At 62.4% G+C, this 19,023-nt stretch carries 15 protein-coding genes and 1 pseudogene; 9 read left to right on the forward strand and 7 right to left on the reverse strand.

The window, feature by feature from the left end; all coding sequences use genetic code 11:
- The first annotated feature begins 41 nt into the window (after positions 1-41).
- From BBD46_RS13775 to BBD46_RS13800, 6 genes are all read left to right on the forward strand, one after another.
- Positions 42-1,328 carry an MFS transporter gene (locus BBD46_RS13775; RefSeq protein ID WP_084777759.1) on the forward strand — a complete coding sequence of 429 codons (1,287 nt, stop codon included), beginning with the start codon at positions 42-44 and terminating at the stop codon, positions 1,326-1,328.
- A gap of 76 nt (positions 1,329-1,404) precedes the next feature.
- On the forward strand, positions 1,405-1,590 hold the full coding sequence (locus BBD46_RS13780; RefSeq protein WP_071402274.1) for a hypothetical protein: 186 nt from the start codon (positions 1,405-1,407) through the stop codon (positions 1,588-1,590).
- A gap of 215 nt (positions 1,591-1,805) precedes the next feature.
- Complete coding sequence (locus BBD46_RS13785; protein WP_071402275.1) at positions 1,806-3,014, forward strand: CaiB/BaiF CoA transferase family protein; 1,209 nt, start codon at positions 1,806-1,808, stop codon at positions 3,012-3,014.
- Between the two features lie 393 nt (positions 3,015-3,407).
- Positions 3,408-4,460 (forward strand): TAXI family TRAP transporter solute-binding subunit, encoded by a 1,053-nt coding sequence (locus BBD46_RS13790; RefSeq protein ID WP_071402276.1) that lies wholly within the window; start codon positions 3,408-3,410, stop codon positions 4,458-4,460.
- A gap of 53 nt (positions 4,461-4,513) precedes the next feature.
- Positions 4,514-6,589: a TRAP transporter permease gene (locus tag BBD46_RS13795; RefSeq protein WP_071402277.1), complete on the forward strand. Its 2,076-nt coding sequence runs from the start codon at positions 4,514-4,516 to the stop codon at positions 6,587-6,589.
- Between the two features lie 202 nt (positions 6,590-6,791).
- The gene (locus BBD46_RS13800; RefSeq protein WP_171908207.1) at positions 6,792-7,805 is read left to right on the forward strand and encodes a hydroxyacid dehydrogenase; all 1,014 of its coding nucleotides are present in this window, start codon (positions 6,792-6,794) and stop codon (positions 7,803-7,805) included.
- 434 nt (positions 7,806-8,239) lie between these two features.
- On the opposite strand, the gene BBD46_RS13805 is transcribed toward BBD46_RS13800, so the two are convergent.
- Positions 8,240-9,940, reverse strand: coding sequence for an acyl-CoA mutase large subunit family protein (locus tag BBD46_RS13805; protein WP_071402278.1), 1,701 nt, complete (start codon positions 9,938-9,940; stop codon positions 8,240-8,242).
- Between the two features lie 114 nt (positions 9,941-10,054).
- Between BBD46_RS13805 and BBD46_RS13810 the strand changes: the two genes are divergently transcribed.
- Positions 10,055-10,930: a 3-hydroxyacyl-CoA dehydrogenase family protein gene (locus BBD46_RS13810; RefSeq protein WP_071402279.1), complete on the forward strand. Its 876-nt coding sequence runs from the start codon at positions 10,055-10,057 to the stop codon at positions 10,928-10,930.
- 28 nt (positions 10,931-10,958) lie between these two features.
- On the opposite strand, the gene BBD46_RS13815 is transcribed toward BBD46_RS13810, so the two are convergent.
- Complete coding sequence (locus BBD46_RS13815) at positions 10,959-12,092, reverse strand: acyl-CoA dehydrogenase family protein (protein ID WP_071402280.1); 1,134 nt, start codon at positions 12,090-12,092, stop codon at positions 10,959-10,961.
- Positions 12,093-12,341: 249 nt separating this feature from the next.
- Here BBD46_RS13815 and BBD46_RS13820 point away from each other — a divergent pair, with 249 nt between their 5' ends.
- Positions 12,342-13,130: an enoyl-CoA hydratase/isomerase family protein gene (locus BBD46_RS13820; RefSeq protein WP_071402281.1), complete on the forward strand. Its 789-nt coding sequence runs from the start codon at positions 12,342-12,344 to the stop codon at positions 13,128-13,130.
- Between the two features lie 2 nt (positions 13,131-13,132).
- Here the strand turns inward: BBD46_RS13820 and BBD46_RS13825 are convergent, their stop codons facing one another.
- The gene (locus tag BBD46_RS13825; protein WP_071402282.1) at positions 13,133-13,882 is read right to left on the reverse strand and encodes an IclR family transcriptional regulator; all 750 of its coding nucleotides are present in this window, start codon (positions 13,880-13,882) and stop codon (positions 13,133-13,135) included.
- Between the two features lie 573 nt (positions 13,883-14,455).
- Here BBD46_RS13825 and BBD46_RS13830 point away from each other — a divergent pair.
- Positions 14,456-15,256: an enoyl-CoA hydratase/isomerase family protein gene (locus BBD46_RS13830; RefSeq protein WP_071402283.1), complete on the forward strand. Its 801-nt coding sequence runs from the start codon at positions 14,456-14,458 to the stop codon at positions 15,254-15,256.
- Between the two features lie 119 nt (positions 15,257-15,375).
- Here the strand turns inward: BBD46_RS13830 and BBD46_RS13835 are convergent, their stop codons facing one another.
- The 4 genes and pseudogenes from BBD46_RS13835 to BBD46_RS23195 all read right to left on the reverse strand — a co-directional run.
- Positions 15,376-16,701: an aspartate aminotransferase family protein gene (locus tag BBD46_RS13835; RefSeq protein WP_071402284.1), complete on the reverse strand. Its 1,326-nt coding sequence runs from the start codon at positions 16,699-16,701 to the stop codon at positions 15,376-15,378.
- Between the two features lie 100 nt (positions 16,702-16,801).
- Complete coding sequence (rocF, locus tag BBD46_RS13840) at positions 16,802-17,791, reverse strand: arginase (RefSeq protein WP_071402285.1); 990 nt, start codon at positions 17,789-17,791, stop codon at positions 16,802-16,804.
- Positions 17,792-17,952: 161 nt separating this feature from the next.
- Positions 17,953-18,771, reverse strand: a complete 819-nt coding sequence (locus tag BBD46_RS13845; protein ID WP_071402295.1) for an IclR family transcriptional regulator — start codon at positions 18,769-18,771, stop codon at positions 17,953-17,955.
- Positions 18,772-18,850: 79 nt separating this feature from the next.
- A pseudogene (locus BBD46_RS23195) lies at positions 18,851-19,023 on the reverse strand (aldehyde dehydrogenase); the annotation flags it as partial.

A 19,023-nucleotide genomic window follows, 5' to 3' on the forward strand; every position in this document is an offset into this window, starting at 1 on the left:
GGGCGGAAATTCGAACGGCACGCTGAGCGACCGCGGACTGTATGACAGAGCCACCACACGGACACGACGACTCGGCCGACGAGACGCCCACGACCGCAGCGCCAGCGACGGCTACCGAGCACTGCGAGCGAGGTGAGCAAACCGGTGAAACCGATAGAACCGATGGAGCGAAGTCGACACAGCCGCCGCGTTCGTATTTGCTCGGTGCCACCTCGGCTGGCTTCGGGACGGTTGCACTTGGGCTGCTCGTCATGTCGCCGCTGTTACCGGCGATCATCAACGACCTCTCGATCACGCCGTTTCAGGCGGGCGCGGGGCTGTCGATCATGTGGGGACTGAACGCACTCGGCCAATATCTCGGTGGTCGGGTGTCGGACGTACTCGGACGGCACCCGGTGCTCGTGTTCGGCCTCCTCGGCCTCGTCGCGGGCGTGCTCGTCGTCACCGCGTCGGCGACGTTCCTCGGCTACCTCGTGGGTGTCGCGTTCCTCGGGCTGTTCTCGGGGACCTATCCAGCGACAGGGTTTACGCACCTCTCGGAACTCTACGCCGGCGAGCAGGGGAAAGCGTTCGGCATCTACACCAGTTTTTGGGACATCGGCGGCGGGCTCTCTGCGGGGCTCGCGACCGTTGCACTCGCGACCGGAAACTGGCGACTGGCGTTTCCGCCGATCATCGTGCTTGCGGTGGCGGTTGCGCTGGTGCTTCACTCCTGGCGCGACGAATCGTACAGCATAGAGCGCGTGCAGTTCGACTTCCGCGCGACCGTTTCGCGGGCGCTCGTCGGCCCGGAACAGAAGTTGCTCGTCCTGTCGTTCTGCCTGTTCATGCTCACCTGGCAAGGCGCGGTGAGCTTCCTCCCGACGTTTCTGCAGGTCGAGAAGGGACTTCCCGCCGGCGTCGCGGCGAGCGCGTTCGCCTCGCTGTTCGTCATCGGCATGCTCGTCAAACCGGTGTCGGGAAACCTCGGCGATCGCTTCGGACGGCTCAGGGCTGCACTGTGTTCGGTCGCGATCGGAACCGTCGGCCTGCTCGCCCTCTCCGTCGTGGAATCGACGGCCTGGATCCTCGTCGGCGTCGCCATCTTCGCGGTCGGCCTGATGTCGTTTACCCCGCCGATGCTCGCGTACGTGATGGCTCGCCTGCCCGATGCGAACGCCGGCGGTGATATCGGTGGCTTTCGGACGGTCTACATGGGCGTCGGAAGCGTCGGCCCTGCGTACGTGGGGCTACTGGCCGACGTGGCGACTTACGGCGTCGCGTTCGTCGGCCTGATGCTCGCGTTGCTCGCGAGCGCCGCGACGATTCTGGCCGCGTTCCGATACTGACACGTGCTACGGACACAACCGTGTGGTGTGCTCGCAAAACGAATGGATTTAACATTGCCCGCACTATAGCTCACGTATGGCCTCAGACGAGACGATCGGAACCCGGCTTGTCAACACACTCGACGATCTTCATCAGCGCTACGATAACGCAGCCGATGGCGTCCGAACGTACATTCCGACCCTCGTCACGATCAGCGAACTCATCCTCGCCGTCGGTCTGTTCGCGATGCTCGCCTACTGGTTGCTTCTGTACTTCGGATAACCGCCTCAGCCGGACGGTTCGTTCTTCGCTCTTTGTATCTCGTGGTTTTCCAGCGCGGTCAACTCCTGGAGTCCGCATACGACCACCCTCCCTCGTCGCGTCAGCTGAGCGTTGTCTGGGCTACCACCGTACAACACATACCGCATAACGCACCACAGACAACACGCCTTCCGAGAACGGAGCGCTCATTACGTGTGAGAACACCATCCAAGACGATGGCACCCCCGACGTCGACACCGACCGCGGCACCGAACGCGAACACGCCACTCGAGGGCGTCCGCGTCATCGACTGTACGCAGATGCTCTCGGGTCCGTTCGCGACCCAGCTACTGGCAGATATGGGCGCAGAGGTCATCAAAATCGAACGACCCACACGCGGCGACATCACACGAAGCGTCGGCCCCGAGATCGGTGACTCGGGGATCACCGCCTACTTCGCCTCGCTCAACCGGGGCAAACAGAGCATCGAACTCAACATGGCCTCCGAGGAGGGCGCGGCCGCACTCGAGTCCCTCGCGGAGAGCGCGGACGTGCTCATCGAGAACTACCGGCCGGGCACGATGGACAAGTGGGGCCTCGGCTACGAAGACCTCCGCGAGGTCAACGAGAATCTGGTCTACTGTTCGATCTCGGGCTTTCTCGAGGGGCCGTACCGCGATATGCCGGCGTTCGACATGGTCGTGCAGGCGCTCGGGGGCAGCATGAGTATCACCGGGCAGGCGGACGGCCCGCCGGCCCGACCGGGGATTCCGATCGGCGACATCTGCGCCGGCATGTACGCCGTCATCGGCATCACGACGGCACTGTACAACGACGAGGGCCAGTACATCGACGTCCCGATGTTCGAGGGGCTGGTCTCCTGGCTGACAGAGCGCGCCGGTCGCACGTTCGTCACCGAGGAGCCCTACCCACGCCAGGGAACCGTCCACCCCTCGCTGGCACCGTATCGCACGTTCGAGACCGCAGACGGCTGGTTCGCCGTCGCGATCGGCAGCGACGACACCTGGGTAGGGTTCTGTGAGGCGATTGACCGGCCTGATCTCGCGGACGACGACCGGTTTACCGTCAACAACGACCGCGTCGCCAACCGGGACGCGCTGACGAGCGAACTCGAACCCATTTTTGCGAACCGAACGAACGACGAGTGGTTCGACCTGTTCCGCGACCAGGGCCTCCCGGGTGCACCCGTCCAGAACACCGTCGATGTCTTCGAAGACGAGCACCTCAAAGAGAGCGGCACGCTCGACGATCTCACGATCGACGGCGTCGACCTCCCGTTCCCGCTCTGTCCGATCGAGTTCTCCGGATCGACGACCCGCTCGGGCCATGAGCCACCACAGCTCGGCGAGCACACTGAGTCAGTGCTCTCGAGTGTCCTCTCTGCTGATGCACTCGCAGCCGTTCGCAGCGGGTCCGAGAACTAATTTCCTCCACACTCAACTGCTAGAGCGAACGCACGCGGTGGCGTTCGATTGTTCAGCAATTCTGGTTCGAACGCCGTGACCGGAGCCCAACGACCGTTCGCCGCGGGGTGTGTTCTCTACCGAGTGAATCGATGGGTACGGGATCGTCCGTGGGACAAATAGTCACGCCACCACAATACTGAATAATGGTTATATACAACGCCACGTATAAAATCCGTCAATAGCGAACAAGGATTTAAAATATCGACATTCATCGGATAAGATGTAGATAGCCTCCGACAGCGTGTTAAATCAAGAATTTTCCGACCGAATCCGATATTTCTATATCCATATTATGATACGTTATATACTACCAAAGATTATATACGATGTAAGATCTATGGTTGAGTTACCATGTCTACTGGTAACACCAGCCGGCGGCGTGTCCTACAGAGTGGTGCAGCGATCGGGGCACTCGCCTTGGCGGGTTGTATGGGTGATGACGACGGAAACACAGTTCGGATGGGTACCTCTGCTGGCGGGACGATGGACGTCGGCCTTGGATTCGAACAGGCCGTTTCCGACCACGGCGAGGATGTCGAGTACTCGACGGTCGAGAGTCCGGGCTACGTCGGGACGACCTACCGGATGAACGAAGGACAGGTCGACGGCGGAATCGTCGACACCAACACCATGTCGAAGGCAATGGGGAGTGACGACATGTTCGCCGACGATCCGGTGGATACGATTCCGTGGCAGGGCTTTCTGGCGTTCCCCTACAGCATCTACGTCGTCGCTCGCGAAGACACCGATATCGAAACATTCGACGACCTCGCGGGCGCAAGTGTCTATCCTGCCGAGCCGGGCTATTCGACCCGTGCGACGACGCTCGACGTTTGGTCGATGCCACAGGTCGAAGATGTCTACGAGGAGATGGACATCGTCGACATGGACGTCGACGACGCACCCGGTGCGATGGAGGAAGGGAACATCGACGCCGCGATCGCCTACGGGACGCCGGGCGTCGGCAACACCGGCTTCGTCGTCGAGTACGACGCGCGAACTGACGTCCGCTACGTCGAGCACACGGACGCACTCGTCGAAGCGATCGAGGAGTACCCCGGTGCCGGCCTCTCGCGATACGACGACGTCGAAGATGACTTCAACTGGGATCAGGACATCGGCGCCGACGAGGTCGCCTCCTGGGACCTCGAAGTGACGTTTACGTTCCACCACGACACGCCTGCAGAGCAGGTCTACGAACTCACCCGAATCGCCCACGAGCACGGTGATACGGCACGTGACGCCGAACCACGATTCGTTCCGGAAGATCTCGACGCGATGACGTCGGCGGCTATCGACGACTACCCATGGCACCCTGGTGCAGCCGAGTACTACCAGGACAACGATGCCTGGAACGACGACTGGGTCGTCGGCGACCCCGACGAAGCCGGTAACTACAACTAACGCCGTTCTCGAGACGGTTTTTATACCGAATAAACGCAGAACTTACAGAAAGAATGAGTACAAATACGAAATCGCTAACCGACTTCCAGGACACCACGATACGCTCTATCAACAACGCGATTACCGTTGGTGCAGTCATATTCTGGGTGGCGATCCTCGTCTGGGCGTACACGCAATCGATGACTCGCGCCCGGTTCGCCGTCGTCTTCCTCGGTGGGATCCTCTTCCTCTACATCCTCAACGAAGCCACGGAGTCGATCGCAGACGAGGATTACGTGGACCTCCTGATACTGGCGGCCTGTGCGAGCGTGATGATCGTCGCCTGTGCGTACCTGTTCGCCAACTTCGAAGACGTCTACATCAACCGACAGGGCTGGGCGCTCGAACACGAGTACCATCTCGCCTGGATGGTCGTCGCGGTCATCCTCTATCTGACCTGGCGATCCTACGGGAAGGTCTTCCTCGGGCTCGTCGGTGGTGCAATGCTGTACGCTCTGTTCGGCCAGGTCACGCCGGGCATCTTCAGCCACGCCGGCATCAACTCGGAGTACATGCTCCAGGTGTTGATCACCGACCTCGCCGGCTTCTTCGGCTCGCTGACCCAGCTCACCGCCGCACTGATCGCCCCGTTCCTCCTCTATGCCGGCCTCCTGTTCGCCTATGGTGCGTTCGATCTCATCCTCCGGATGGCGATCGTGAGCGCAAAGTACATCGAATCCGGCGTCGCACAGACCGCCGTCCTCGCCAGCGCGATTATCGGCTCGGTCAACGGGAGCTACGCCGCAAACGCCGGGATGACGGGATCGTTCACCATCCCGACGATGATGGACAGCGGCCTCCGTCCGCGAACCGCCGCGGCGATCGAAGGCACTGCCTCGACCTCCGGGCAGGTCCTCCCGCCAGTGATGGGCGCGTCCGCGTTCGTCATGGCCTCCTTCCTCGGTATCGCCTACGTCGACGTCATCGTTGCCGGCCTCCTCCCCGCCGCGATTCTCGTCGCCAGTATCGTCGTCGCCGTCCACTACACCTCGATCCGCGAGGTTAGTAGCCAGGACCTCGAGTTCGACGACCTGTTCGAGGAGCGCCTCTCCCGGACGGACAAGATCGTCGAAGGAATCCGCTTTGGGATTCCGTTCGCAGTCCTGATCACTATGCTCGGCGTCCTGCAGTGGACCGTGCCGACGTCTGCGTTCTGGACCGTCATCTCGATGGTCGTCCTCGGCATCGGGACGCCTGTCCTACAGTCGCTCTACCTGACCGCAACGGGCAAGGAGTCCACAAAGGTCCAACTCGACGACTCGTGGTCGACGGGGTCCATTCGACCCGCGTTCCGCTCGGTTCGCGAGTACCGCGTCGTCGACGCGTTTGTCACCGAGTTCTGGAACACCGTCGGTGGCTTCCGCCGCGGTGCGATCATCCTCGCACCGATCGCAATCATCCTGGCCGCCGTCAACGGCGTCGTCGACCTGCTGATGGTCACCGGCGTCCCCTCGAAGATCGCGCTGATGCTGATGGACATCTCCGGCGGCGTCCTGTTGATCGCCGTCATCCTCGGCATGCTCGTCTGCGTCGTGATGGGCGTCGGCATGCCGACGGTCGCCGCGTACGTCATCACCTCGACGCTCGTGGCACCGGCGTTCGTCAACGACTTCGGCGTTCCCGAACTCGCAGCCCACTACATGGTGTTCTACGCGGCCGTCATGGCCGGCGTCACACCACCGGTCGCGATTGCAGTTGTCGTTGCCTCCGGGATCGCGGAGTCGAACTTCTGGGAGACCTGCGCGACGGCGATGACTATCGCCGCACCGCTGTTCGTCCTCCCGCTGTCGTTCATCTACCACCCGGAGATCGTCTCGACCGAGATCGGGACCCAGTCGTTGATCGCGGCGAGTGCCATCCTGCTCGGCGCGATCACCATGATCTACGGTCTCAACTACCCGTTCCGGCTCGACCGCCGGTACAAGATCCCGATACGCTTCGGGCTGTTCTGGCTCGGCGCGTTCATCATGGTCTACCCGGACCTGATCGGCCAGCTCGCCGGCATCGCGATCTTCGTCGCGATCTTCTTCACTGAGAAGTACGTCTCGAGTGACCAGCCAGTTCCGGGCGGCTCGAGTACCAGTCGGTAACGCCACGCCTCTCTCTTCGCCTTCTCGCGTCTCGATTACTTCATCACCTTCTCGTGCGACTGATATGCGGTAGTACGTACGCGTACGCGGTGTACGATCACCGCTTCTTTTCGAGCATCCATATCCGAGACGACACAGTAGCTCGCGCCACGTGTTTGCACCGACCACATGCTATTTCTGCCTGAGCAAACCACACTGTCGTATGCCGGAGTCAGACCCAAACGCAGCTGTAGCCGACGGTGAACCTGCAGAAACAGACGAACAATCGCAGTGGCACGTCCTCCTCCCCGCAACGATCGATCCCGCTGGGCCGGAGCGACTCGAGTCGTTCGCGACGACCACCCACATCGACGAGTTCGACGACCGCGAGCACCTTCTCGCCAACGCCGACCAGTTCGATGCCGTCATCACCCGTATCGAACGGCTCGATGCCGAGTTCATCGACCGCGCCTCGAACCTGAAACACATCTCCAAACACGGCGTCGGCTACGACAACATCGACGTCGACGCTGCCAGCGACAACGACGTCGTCGTCACCAACACACCCGGCGTCAACTCCCGCGCAGTCGCCGAACACGCCATCACGCTCATGCTCGCTGTCCGTCGTCGCCTCCTCGACGCCGACCGCCGCCTCCGAAACGGCGAGTGGGAGGGCCACGGCACCACTGACGAACTGCGCGGCGACACCATCGGCCTCTTCGGCTGCGGTGATATCGCCCGCATCGTCGCCGACCTCGCTACCGGCCTCGGCATGACCTGTCTCACCTACGATCCCTACGTCGACGAGGAGACACTACCCGACTCTATCTCAGCGGTCGACTCACTCGAGTCCCTGCTCGATCGCGCGGACGTGCTCTCGATCCACACCCCGCTCACACCCGAAACGCGACACGCCATCTCGCACGACGAACTCGAGTACCTCTCGCCGTCGGGCATCCTGATAAACACCGCCCGCGCCGAGGTCGTCGACCGCGACGCGCTGGCGGCCGCACTCGAGTCCGATACTATCGCCGGAGCAGGACTAGATGTCTTCGAAGCGGAGCCGCCGACGCCGGAGGGACCGCTGTTCGAGCACGAGAACGTGATTCTCACGCCGCATATCGGCGCGCAGACGACGGAGTCGTTGCGAGATATGAGCGTGGAGTCGGCGACAAACGTCAAGTCTGTCTTCGAGGGTGAGCTCCCGGCGACGACGATCAACGACGTGTCGCTGTGACTGTCGGGGTATGGTCGCCTGTAGCGTGTGTCGGCAACGCTGCAACTGACGTAGCTAGACTCGGCACCGGAATCACGCGCGGACCGAACCGGTGACTCGACGATGAATCGGGGTGTACTCGAGTAGCCACCCAGCGGTCAGTTCCGGAGTGTAAGAAAACACAGAGGTATCTGAATAGATAACAAAAGTGATTTTATAATCGTCAACCGTCGCTAAAATCACAATAACTACCATACATTCGACTTTGGAACGTTGTGGTCGCGTTCTCTCTGATCACCCTCGGATTCCACGCGGTATGTGGTTCCAGAAGTGGAAAAAGACAGAGACGGTCACTGAATTCCTCTTAACGCCCATTTCGTGAGATGGCTGCGTAGAAGAGTGGAATGGTGCTTGATAGAATATGTCTGAAGAGTATCTATCATCTAAAGGTGAAACTAGACCGGACTCAGCTCTTCCTGATACGCTCCGTGATGGTCTTCGAACACCTGCATGATCTCACCCATCGTCGCGTAGGCTTTCACCGCGTCGACGATATACGGCATCACGTTCTCGTCGCTCTCGATCGCGTCGGAGAGCGCCTCGAGTGTGGCGTCGACTGCCTCGTCGTCGCGTTCGTCTTTGACCTCCTCGAGCCGGTTGAGTTGACGGTCGCGGGTCGTCTCGTCGATTTTGAGAATCTCGGGCGAGGTATCCTCCTCGATGGTGTACTCGTTGACGCCGACGACGACCTCCTCGCCGCGCTCGACGCGCTTTTGATACTCGTAGCTCGACTCCTGAATCTCACGCTGGAAGTAGCCCTGATCGATGCCGTCGAGGACGCCGTCGCGGACGGAGCCGTCGCCCATCTCCTTGATGTCCTCGATATAGCCCATGATCTCGGCTTCCATCTCGTGGGTCAACTTCTCGATCGCGTAACTCCCGCCCATCGGGTCGACGATGTCGGCTGCGCCGGATTCGTCGGCGATGATCTGCTGCGTTCGCAGGGCGACGCGGACCGCCTTCTCGCTCGGGAGCGCCAGGGCCTCGTCGAAGCTGTTAGTGTGTAGTGACTGCGTGCCGCCGAGAACGCCGGCCAGGGCCTGAATGGTGACGCGGGTGATGTTGTTCAGCGGCTGCTGGGCGGTCAACGACTGGCCGGCGGTCTGGGTGTGGAACTTCAGGCGCTTGGACTCGTCGCGCTCGGCGTCGTACCACTCGTCCATCACGCGGGCGTAGATCCGGCGCGAGGCGCGGAACTTCGCGACCTCCTCGAAGATCGAGTTGTGCGAGTTGAAGAAAAACGAGAGCAGCGGGGCGAACTCGTCGACGCCGAGTCCACGGTCGAGACAGTCCTCCACGTAGGCGAAGCCGTCCGCGAGCGTGAACGCGGCCTCCTGAGCCGCCGTCGAGCCAGCCTCGCGGATGTGGTAGCCGGAGATGGAGACCGGGTGGAACTTCGGCGTCTCCTCGACGGCGAACTCGATCGTGTCGGTGACGACCTCGAGCGACGGCTTCGGCGGAACGACCCACTCCTTCTGGGCGATGAACTCCTTCAGCATGTCGTTCTGGAGGGTCCCCCGGATCTCCTCGCGTGGCACGTCCTGCTGGTCGGCCAGTGCGATGTACATCGCGTAGATGACCGCCGCGGACGGGTTGATCGTGAAGGAGGTCGAGACCTCGCTGATGTCGATCCCGTCGAAGAGGATCTCCATATCCCGTAGGGTGTCGACTGCGACCCCCTCCTTTCCGACCTCACCCTCACTCATCGGGTGATCCGAGTCGATCCCCATCAACGACGGCATGTCAAACGCCGTCGAGAGCCCCGTCTGCCCCTGGTCGATCAGGTAGTGGAATCGCTCGTTCGTCTCCTCTGCCGTCCCGAACCCGGCGAACTGGCGCATCGTCCACGTCCGCCCGCGGTACATCGTCGGGTACGGGCCGCGCGTGTACGGCGGTTCGCCGGGAAATCCGAGATCCTCGTCGTACTCGAGATCCGCGATATCTTCGGGGGTGTAGAGTCGGTCGACCTCGTGGTTCGAGACCGTCGCGAATCGGTCCTGGCGCTCACCGTGGGACTCGAGTGTCGGCTCGAGTGTGTCCTCGGCCCACCGTTCCCGTTGTTCGCGAATCTGGTCTATCTCTTCCTGGTCGAACATTAGTGTGGACATCTCTGGCAAGAATCTAAAGTCTTGTTGTTACTCTCTGAACGGTCGTCCGGTGTTGGGTGCCGATCCGGCACACTTATACTGATCGTGACAGCACAGCAGCGTATGACACAGGACCACCGAAGCCTGGATTCGATCGATAGCGTCGGCGTCGTCGGCGCCGGAACGATGGGCAGCGGCATTGCACAGGTCGCCGCAACGCACGGCTACGACGTCATCGTCCGCGACATCGAACAGGAGTACGTCGAGAGCGGCTTCGACACCATCGAGAACAGCCTCGGTCGCCTCGACGACCGCGATTCACTCCCGGACGGCGAGGACACCGAGACGATCCGGAACCGAATCGAGGGCACGACCAACCTCGCGGACCTCGCCGAGTGCGACTTCGTCGTGGAGGCCGCACTCGAGGACCTCGACGTCAAGCGCGACATCTTCGCTGATCTCGACGACATCGTCGGCGACGAGGCCGTGCTGGCGACGAACACGAGCACGATTTCGATCACGTCGATCGCAAGCGCGACCGAACGCCCCGAGCGCGTCGTCGGCCTGCACTTCATGAATCCTGTCCCAATCATGGAGGGCGTCGAGGTCGTCGTCGGCGAGAAGACGACCGACGAGATCACCGCGCTGGCCCACGAGTTCGCCGAGGCACTCGAGAAGACCACCTGGGAGTCCGACGACAAACCTGGCTTCGTCACGAACCGAATTCTGATGCCCTGGATCAACGAGGGGATTCGGGCCTACGACGAGGGCGTGGCCACGAAGGAAGATATCGACGCGGGGATGGAACTCGGCACGAACGTCCCGATGGGGCCGCTCACGCTGGCCGACCACATCGGTCTCGACATCTGTCTGCACGCCTCCGAGACGCTGCACGAGGAACTCGGGGATCGCTACCAGCCGGCCTACCTGCTGAAGCGGAAGGTCGAGGCGGGCGAGTTGGGTAAGAAGACGGGGAAGGGGTTCTACGAGTACGAGTAAGCCGGAGGCCAATACGGGTGTCCGGACCTCAATTCGACTTCAGATCGCGCGCGATAATCTTCTTCTGGATCTCGCTGGTTCCCTCGTAGATCGTCGTGATCTTCGCGTCGCGGTAGTAGCGCTCGACGTCGAAGTCCTTCGTGTAGCCGTAGCCGCCGTGGACCTGCACCGCCTCGTTTGCCACGTCGACGGCCGCCTCGCTCGCGAAGTACTTCGCCATGGCTGCCGCCGTCGGGTCGACGCCGTCCTCGTTCTTGCGCGCGGCGTCGCGGGTGAGCAGGCGGGCCGCTTGCACGTCGGTCTGCATGTCCGCGAGTTTGTGCCCAATCGCTTGGTGCTCGATGATCGGCTGGCCGAACTGCTCGCGCTCGTTCGCGTACGCGGTTGCAGCGTCGAGCGCCGCCTGTGCCACGCCGACGGCCTGACTCGCGATGGCGATCCGGCCACCCGTGAGGATCGAAAACGCTGCTTTGAGCCCCGACCCAACCTCAGTCAAGCGGTTTTCCGCTGGGATCCGGACATCGTCGAAGATGAGTGTCGTCGTGTCGCTCGCGCGCAGCCCCAGTTTGTCCTCCTTCTTGCCGACCTCGACGCCGTCGGTGTCCTTCGGGACGAGGAACTGGGTAACAGTATTCGGGTCGTCGCGGTCCGTCTTCGCGAACAGCACGACGACGCCCGCGCGCTCGCCGTTCGTGATCCACTGCTTCTTCCCGTTGATGACGTACTCGCCGGCGTCGTCGTCGAGTCGGGCTTCCGTCGTCATCTCGGCCGGGTTCGAGCCGGCGTCGGGTTCTGAGAGCGCGAACGCGCCGACGGGGCGTCCCGAGACCATCTCCGGGAGCCATTCCTCGCGGTGGTCGTCGGTACCGAACTCGCGGATACACGACGTTGCCAGACAGTGAACCGACAGCGCCGTCGCCACCGCGAGGTGACCGTAGGCGAGTTCTTCGTTGACGATACTGTACGTGATCTCGTCGACATCCATCCCGCCGTACTCCTCGGGAACGGTGAGTCCGGTCAAGTCGAGTTCGGCGAGTTCGTCCCAGACGTCCTCGGGAAACGTCTGCGACTCGTCGGCTTCGTGAACACCCTCTCGAACCTCGTTTTCGACGACTTCCCGGACCGTCTGCTGAATAAGCTCCTGTTCGCTCGTCAGTTCCATGGACGAATATTCGTGAGGGACCTACTAAAGTGTCCGATTCACGGAGAACGTGCACAAGCACGGAATGGTTTACCGAGACCGAACGCAAGCACAGAGTGGTTTCCCGAGACCGAACACAAGCACGGACTAGTTTCCGACGATGCCGGAACAGTGCTCAACGCTGTTCGCGTCTCAGACTGGAACACAGCGAAACCACCGGCACAGCCGACGATAACAGTTAACCAACACCGCCACGAATCCCAGCCCGACATGACGGACTACGAGAACCTCACCGTCGATCACGACGACGGCATCGCCACCGTGACGCTCGACAGCACCGCCGGCCGTAACTCGCTCACACTCGAGATGGCCGACGAACTGATCGCGGTCGCGGCCGAGCTCGGCGAAGACCAGGAGACGCGCTGTATCGTCCTCACCCACGAGGGCCAGTTCTTCGGCTCCGGCGCGGATCTCTCCCAACTCGAGGGCGACGATTCTGACGCGGCGCGGCTGCGCCAGCTCGCCGGGCGCGCACACGAGGCGGTTATCCAGTTCCAACAGACCGAAACGCCCGTCGTCGGCGCTGTCAACGGCATCGCCGCCGGGATCGGTTTCAGCCTCGCGCTGATGCCCGACCTGCTCGTCCTCGGCGAGGACACGACTCTGCGATTCGCCTACCCTGGAATCGGGCTCACCGGCGACGGCGGCTCGACGTTCTTCCTGCCGCGCCTCGTCGGCCTCCGGAACGCGAAGGAGATCGTCCTTCGAGACGAGCCAATCGGCCCCGAGAAGGCCGTCAACCTCGGACTCGCAACCGAGGTCGTTCCGTCCGAGGAGTTCGACGACCACGTCGCTGCCCTCGCAGCCGACCTCGCCAGCGGCCCGACGCACGCACTCGGTACCGCCAGCCGACTGCTGACCGAGAGCTACGAGCGGGGACTCGAGTCCCACCTGGCTGCGGAGACCGACGCCATCGCGAAGGCAGCCCGAACGGAGGACTACGAGCGCGGGCTCGGTGCGTTCTTCGGTGAGGACGATCCGGAGTTCGTCGGCTACTAAGACTAGACGTAGTCCAGATTCACCTGCGTCACGTTCGCCGCCCGCTTCACGACATCCGCAATCTCTGCCCGTCTCGCCTCATCGAGCCGGCTTTCCGGTCCACAGACACAGATTGCACCCCGGAGTTCGGCGCGCTTATCGAGCACCGGCGCGGCGATACAGACCATTCCCGCGATCCGCTCGCCCTCGTCGACTGCGTATCCTCGTTCACGGACTAACTCGAGTTGCTCCAGCAGAACCTCGGAATCGGTAATCGTCTGAGAAGTGATTTCGACGAGGCCACGGTCGAGGATCGACTCGACTCGTTCGGGGTCCATGTGGGCGAGCATCGCCTTCCCCGGTGCGGTGACGTGCAGGGGCATCCGTGCGCCGGGGTAGGCGAACAACGTGATCGCCTCCGAGCCCTCCTGCACGGCGAGGATGACCGCTTGATCGTTCTCCTCGATTAGGAGCGTCACGTGCTCGCCGGTTTCCTCGGCGACGGCCGCGAGTTCGTCCCGAACCGCTTTCACGACCTCAAATCGGTGGCGCTGCCGGTGGCCGACCTCGAGAAATCGCGTGGAGGGGCGGTACACCTTGTCTTCGACGGTGACATAACCGGTGTCGACGAGCGCCTGCAGGTAGTCGTGGACGGTGCTCACCGGCATCTCGAGTCGCGTTGCAAGCTCCGAGGCGCGGCCGCCGCCGTTCTCCGAGAGTTCGTCGACGATCGTGAACGCCCGCGCGACGGAACGATTCGGTGTGTCTGTCATTATCGCCCTTTCTCCGGCCACCGACAGAATCTTTTCGACTCTCCCGGAAGTACCTACGACAAAATCGGTACTGACGCGCAGATAATTGACCCCGTAGTTCATCACAGCATTCACTGGCAGTGTACTCGTTCGAGTCCGCCACCTGCGTGTCGCAGTTCAGTTGTGGCTAGTGGGTGGTACTCAAGCTACCCACTCTCTCGTCCCACCAGCGTCGTTCGTCTGATGTCATGGTCGAAACACGGTACAGGTAATATCCGGTACCATCGGAATTTAGTCTGGTCAAGTCGGATTAGAGAACGGCAGCCGTGCCGCAATCAGCCTTTACAGGAGTACTCATGTATTCGCTGGTGGGCAGAATAGTGCGGTGATGGTTTTGCTGGCGGATCGTGCCGTAGACCACGATAGCGGGCCACAGAACGCGGCACCGAATTTCAGGGAGTAATGGTATGAACCTAATACTGCTATAGGAAATTCGAACTCATCGGCTTCTCGCAGATGAGTAGAAGGGCCTGACACAGCGCAGCCGCTGTACTGGTCGACAAAATTATGTGACTGTTTACCGTGGCCTCGGCTATGGACCACGACACCGAGTTCGACACCACGCTCGCCTCGTTCGACGACGACACCGGCGTCGGCCACGTCACACTGAACCGACCGGACTCGCTGAACGCGCTCAACACCCAGCTTCGCGAGGATCTCGTCGGGAGTCTCGAGTGGCTCGAGTCCAAGAACGACGAGGCCGACGGCATCGCGCTCCGCGCAGTCATCGTCGAGGGCGCGGGCGGCACGTTCTGCGCTGGTGCCGACGTCACCGAGTTCAGCGACTCGAGTCCCGGCACGCAGTCCGGGCAGAGCCACTACGAGTTCATCGCGGAGTTCCCCGCCCCGGTCATCGCGAAGGTTCGGGGCTACTGTCTGGGCGGCGGCCTCGAAACGGCGCTCGCCTGTGACTTCCGATTCGCACACGAGGAGAGTTCGTTCGGCTTCCCCGAGGTGAACCTCGGGCTCCTGCCCGGCGCTGGTGGGGTGCAGTACCTCGCCGAACTCGCAGACCCCTCGACCGCCAAGGAACTCGCGATGACCGGCGAGCACATCTCCGCCGAGCGCGCGGCCGAAATCGGCCTTGCAAACCGCGTCTACGGCGACGATCTCGACGAGGAAACGCAGGCGTTCGCCGAACAACTCGCCTCGCAGCCGCCGCTAGCCATCCAATCGATCAAGGAGTCCGCAGCGATCTCAACGCAGACCGGACTCGAGGAGGGGCGGGCCTACGACGGCCGGCTTTTCCGGAGTCTACTCGAGACGGACGATCACAAAGAGGGGGCGCGGGCGTTCGCTGAGGACGAGTACGAACCGGAGTTCAAGGGCCGGTAAGCGGTCTCTACGGCGACCCCGCGACAGTGCTGTGGCTCTACTACTGGTCGACTGTACTGGCGATCTGCTGGTGATCAGATCCGACAGCGACAGCGCGAGTGCGAGCCGAGTCGTCTCCCCTAGTTCGCCACCGTGGCTGGCTCGACCGCGGCGATCGAGTCCTCGAGGAGATCGGTTGCGATCTCGAGTTCCCGGTCGCGTACGTCGAGTGGCGGGAGCAGTCGCAGCGTTTTCTTCCCACAGCCGAGGGTGAGCAGGCCGCGCTGGAGCGCAGCCTCTACGACCTCGTCGCGCCGCTCGGCGGTGTCGAACTCGATCGCACCCATAAGCCCGAGGCCGCGAACGTCGTCGACGACGTCCTCGTGGCTCTCTTTGACATCGGTGAGGAGGTCGACGAGCAGCGTGCCCTGCTTTGCAGCGTGGGCAATCAGGTCGTGTTCCTCGATTGCGGCGAGGGTGAGCGTCCCTTGCATCGAGGCGATGATATCGCCGGCACCCCAGGTCGAGGAGAGTCGGGCCTCCTCGTCGGGGAAGAGTTCCTCGCGCGAAATCGTTGCACCGACGCGGAGCGCCTTGGCGCTGGTGATCACGTCCGGTTCGAACTCGTAGTGGTCCGATGCCCACATCTCACCGGTGCGGCCGACGCCGGTCTGGATCTCGTCGGCGATCAACGGAATGTCGTGTTCTGTACAGAGGGCGGACACCTCGCGCATGAACTCGTCGTCGGGGACGCGGTAGCCGCCTTCGCCCTGGACCGGTTCGAGGATGAGGAACGCGACCTGCTCCGGCGGGATGTGGCCGCTCTTGGGGTCGAGTTTCTCGCGCAGGCGCTCGATGCCGTCGATGCTGGGAGGGACGTCGTGAATCCCGCTGATCTCGGGGAAGTCGCGCCGGTGAACCGACTTCGAGCGGTTCAACGAGAGCGCGCCGAGGGTCCGGCCGTGGAAGGCCCCCTCGAACGTCAGCCCGTACTTCGGCTGCTCGCAGTTGTCGTAACAGAGTTTGATCGCGTTCTCGACCGCTTCCGCCCCGGAGTTCGAGAGGAAGACGGTGTCCATGTCGTAGTGGTCCGTGATGTCCGTCAGTGTGTTCATCAGCTGGGCAGGCCCGGGCAGTTCGGCGTCGTCTGGCGAACCGCCAGTGCTGACGTAGAAGTCCTGGCCGGCGATTTTGAGCGGGTCGACGAGGTCGAACTCCTCGAACTTCTCCATCAGGAGCGGGTTGTTGTACCCGAGTGGTGCCGCGGCCACGTGACTCGTGAAATCGAGCAGGACGTTGCCGTCGGGGTCCGTACAGAACGGCCCCTCCGCGTCGGCAGTAATATCCCAGACGAAATCGTAGACGTACGTGCTCGTGGCTGCCGCTTGCTGGTGATACTCGACCCACTCAGATGCAGCCGGACCTGGCAGTTGCGATACACTCGGCTCTGCTGTCTCGCGTCGCATGCATGGTGGTTGTCACCGGGGGGCTTAAAATAGGTGGATTTTCCGGACTGACTGCAATCAAACACAAATCGATAGCAGAACAGCCAGCCAGCACACACGCCTACAGAATTCGCTTCCCGAACGCACTGGCCGCAAGTTCCGCTGCAACCTCCGCCGTCTGATTATCTCGGTCGAGGATCGGGTTCACCTCGACCACATCCATCGACCGGAGGATGTCTGCCTCGCGGTCGCGCTCGGCGACTAACTCGAGTGCGGCGTGAGCTTCGCGGTAGTCGACGCCGCCGCGGACGGGGGTGCCGACGCCCGGGACGACCGTCGGGTCGAGCCAGTCCAGATCGAGGCTTACGTGGATTCCGTCGACGCCGTCGGTGGCGATTTCGAGTGCGTCTTCGACGACCGCAGTGATGCCGCGCTCGTCGATCTCGCGCATGGTGAAGACGGTCGCCTCGCTCTCACGCAGTGCTGCTCGTTCTTCCTCGTCGAGACGACGGATGCCGACGAGGACCGTGTTTTCCTCGCTGACGGCGTCCGTGTCGGCCCAGTCGAGATCGGCGAACGAGCCGCGGCCGTGGGCGGCCGCGAGGGGCATGCCGTGGACGTTTCCGCTTGGCGAGGTCGCGGGCGTGTTGTAGTCGCCGTGGGCGTCGAACCAGATGACGCCGATCCCGTCGTCCGCGTGGCGGCCGGCACCGAACATCGATCCCATCGCGACTGCGTGGTCGCCGCCGAGGACGAGCGGTGTTGCGCCGTCGTCGATCGTCGTCGCGACGGCGTCCGCGAGCGTGGCCGTTACCTCGCCGATCTCGTCGAGGTATTTCGCGTTCGACGCTGCCCCGGAGTCGTCCGCGTTGGACGCGGGCGAACTCGTCTCGAGTCGCGGGACCTCGAGGTCGCCATCGTCGACACAGCCGACGCCGGCGGTATCGAGTTCGGCGGAGATATCCGCGTAGCGGATCGCCGAGGGCCCCATGTCGACGCCGCGGCGGTTCGCTCCCAGATCGAGCGGCACGCCGAGCAGTCGTGCGGTGTGGGTCGTGTCCTGGTCGCCGTTTGTTCCCGAAGCAGCGCCGGTGTCATCTTCAGCGCTCATCCAAGCTCACCCACCGTTCGTGGCCGGTCTCGTGCTGGTCGCAGGTCCGTTGGCTGTCTCTGCTCGAACATAGCTACTGTCAGAATTTCCGGGCGAGGGTCATATATCTCTTTGCAAATTCGGGACGAGTCGGCTATCAGGTAGGGTCGGACCCACCCGCTTCAACTGTCGAATCGTGCCGTTTCGAGGTTGACCTCGATCAGATTCGCCGTTTCCATCACCCGCTCGGGCATCGCCGTTCGGAACCGGTCGTCCTTCAGCCGACTCGTCGGTGCCGTCACGCTGACCGCGCCGACGACGGTCTCGTCCGGACCAAGCACGGGCGCACCAACCGCACGCATCCCGCGAATTTCTTCCTCGTCGTTGAGCGCGTAGCCCCGCTCGCGAATATCAGCGAGCGTCTCACGGAGTTCGGCCGCGTCCGTAATCGTGTTCGCTGTCTGGCGTTCGAACTCCTGGTTCGCGATGATCTCGTCGCGCCGATTTGCGGGCACGTGCGCGAGAATTGCCTTTCCTGCCGCCGTGTCGTGGAGATGCTGGGGCGTCTCGCGCATCCGGAGATGGTAATCCATCGCGACCGCGAACTCCCCGCGACTCTCGTAGAGCACCGTCTCACGGCCTCGCTCCTCGCCGATCAGGTGGGCGTACTCGCCCGTCCGCTCTGCGAGTTCGTCGACCTCGCTGTGGCCGGCCATGTAGAGGTCGGTCTCGTTCCGAACGTGCTCGCCGAGCGCGATAAACTGAAAGCTCAGCCGGTACTCTCCGTCCTCTCTCGTGACGAACCCACACTCGACCAGCGTCTGCAGATAGGTGTGGACCGTTCCCTTGGTCAACTCGAGTTCCCGCGAGATTTCGGCGAGACTGCCACCCTGGTGTTGTTTGATAACGTCGATAACCGTCGCTGCTGTGCGCACCGATTTGATCTGGCGCGGTCCGTCGCGTTCGTCCTCGGCCCCGTTCCCGGGCGACCCGGCTGTCATATCCATCACTACGCGAGGATCGCCTTAAAGTTTGCAGATATCAAATACCAGAGCGGGTCGCCCGAGGTGGTTGGTGACCTCAGTCGTCTCGGGTGACGATGTCAGCCGAGAGGCCCTGTGCCATCTCGATCTCTTTCGAGTTGTTCATCGTCCACGCAGTTCGCTCGGTAACGGCCTCGATGGCCTCACGAGCCGATGGGTAGCCGTTGCCAGACTTCTTGACGCCTCCGAATGGCAGCTGGACCTCTGCGC

Source organism: Natrialba sp. SSL1 (genome assembly GCF_001861355.1).
Taxonomy (GTDB): Archaea; Halobacteriota; Halobacteria; order Halobacteriales; family Natrialbaceae; genus Natrialba.

Coding starts and splice junctions, on each gene's coding strand:
- BBD46_RS13815 (WP_071402280.1), bottom strand. CDS start 12,092: ATGGAACTGACGAGCGAACAGGAGCTTATTCAGCAGACGGTCCGGGAA.
- BBD46_RS13825 (WP_071402282.1), bottom strand. CDS start 13,882: ATGACAGACACACCGAATCGTTCCGTCGCGCGGGCGTTCACGATCGTC.
- BBD46_RS13845 (WP_071402295.1), bottom strand. CDS start 18,771: ATGACAGCCGGGTCGCCCGGGAACGGGGCCGAGGACGAACGCGACGGA.
- BBD46_RS13835 (WP_071402284.1), bottom strand. CDS start 16,701: ATGCGACGCGAGACAGCAGAGCCGAGTGTATCGCAACTGCCAGGTCCG.
- BBD46_RS13810 (WP_071402279.1), top strand. CDS start 10,055: ATGACACAGGACCACCGAAGCCTGGATTCGATCGATAGCGTCGGCGTC.
- BBD46_RS13800 (WP_171908207.1), top strand. CDS start 6,792: ATGCCGGAGTCAGACCCAAACGCAGCTGTAGCCGACGGTGAACCTGCA.
- BBD46_RS13785 (WP_071402275.1), top strand. CDS start 1,806: ATGGCACCCCCGACGTCGACACCGACCGCGGCACCGAACGCGAACACG.
- BBD46_RS13790 (WP_071402276.1), top strand. CDS start 3,408: ATGTCTACTGGTAACACCAGCCGGCGGCGTGTCCTACAGAGTGGTGCA.
- BBD46_RS13820 (WP_071402281.1), top strand. CDS start 12,342: ATGACGGACTACGAGAACCTCACCGTCGATCACGACGACGGCATCGCC.
- BBD46_RS13795 (WP_071402277.1), top strand. CDS start 4,514: ATGAGTACAAATACGAAATCGCTAACCGACTTCCAGGACACCACGATA.
- rocF (WP_071402285.1), bottom strand. CDS start 17,791: ATGAGCGCTGAAGATGACACCGGCGCTGCTTCGGGAACAAACGGCGAC.
- BBD46_RS13775 (WP_084777759.1), top strand. CDS start 42: ATGACAGAGCCACCACACGGACACGACGACTCGGCCGACGAGACGCCC.
- BBD46_RS13830 (WP_071402283.1), top strand. CDS start 14,456: ATGGACCACGACACCGAGTTCGACACCACGCTCGCCTCGTTCGACGAC.
- BBD46_RS13805 (WP_071402278.1), bottom strand. CDS start 9,940: ATGTTCGACCAGGAAGAGATAGACCAGATTCGCGAACAACGGGAACGG.
- BBD46_RS13780 (WP_071402274.1), top strand. CDS start 1,405: ATGGCCTCAGACGAGACGATCGGAACCCGGCTTGTCAACACACTCGAC.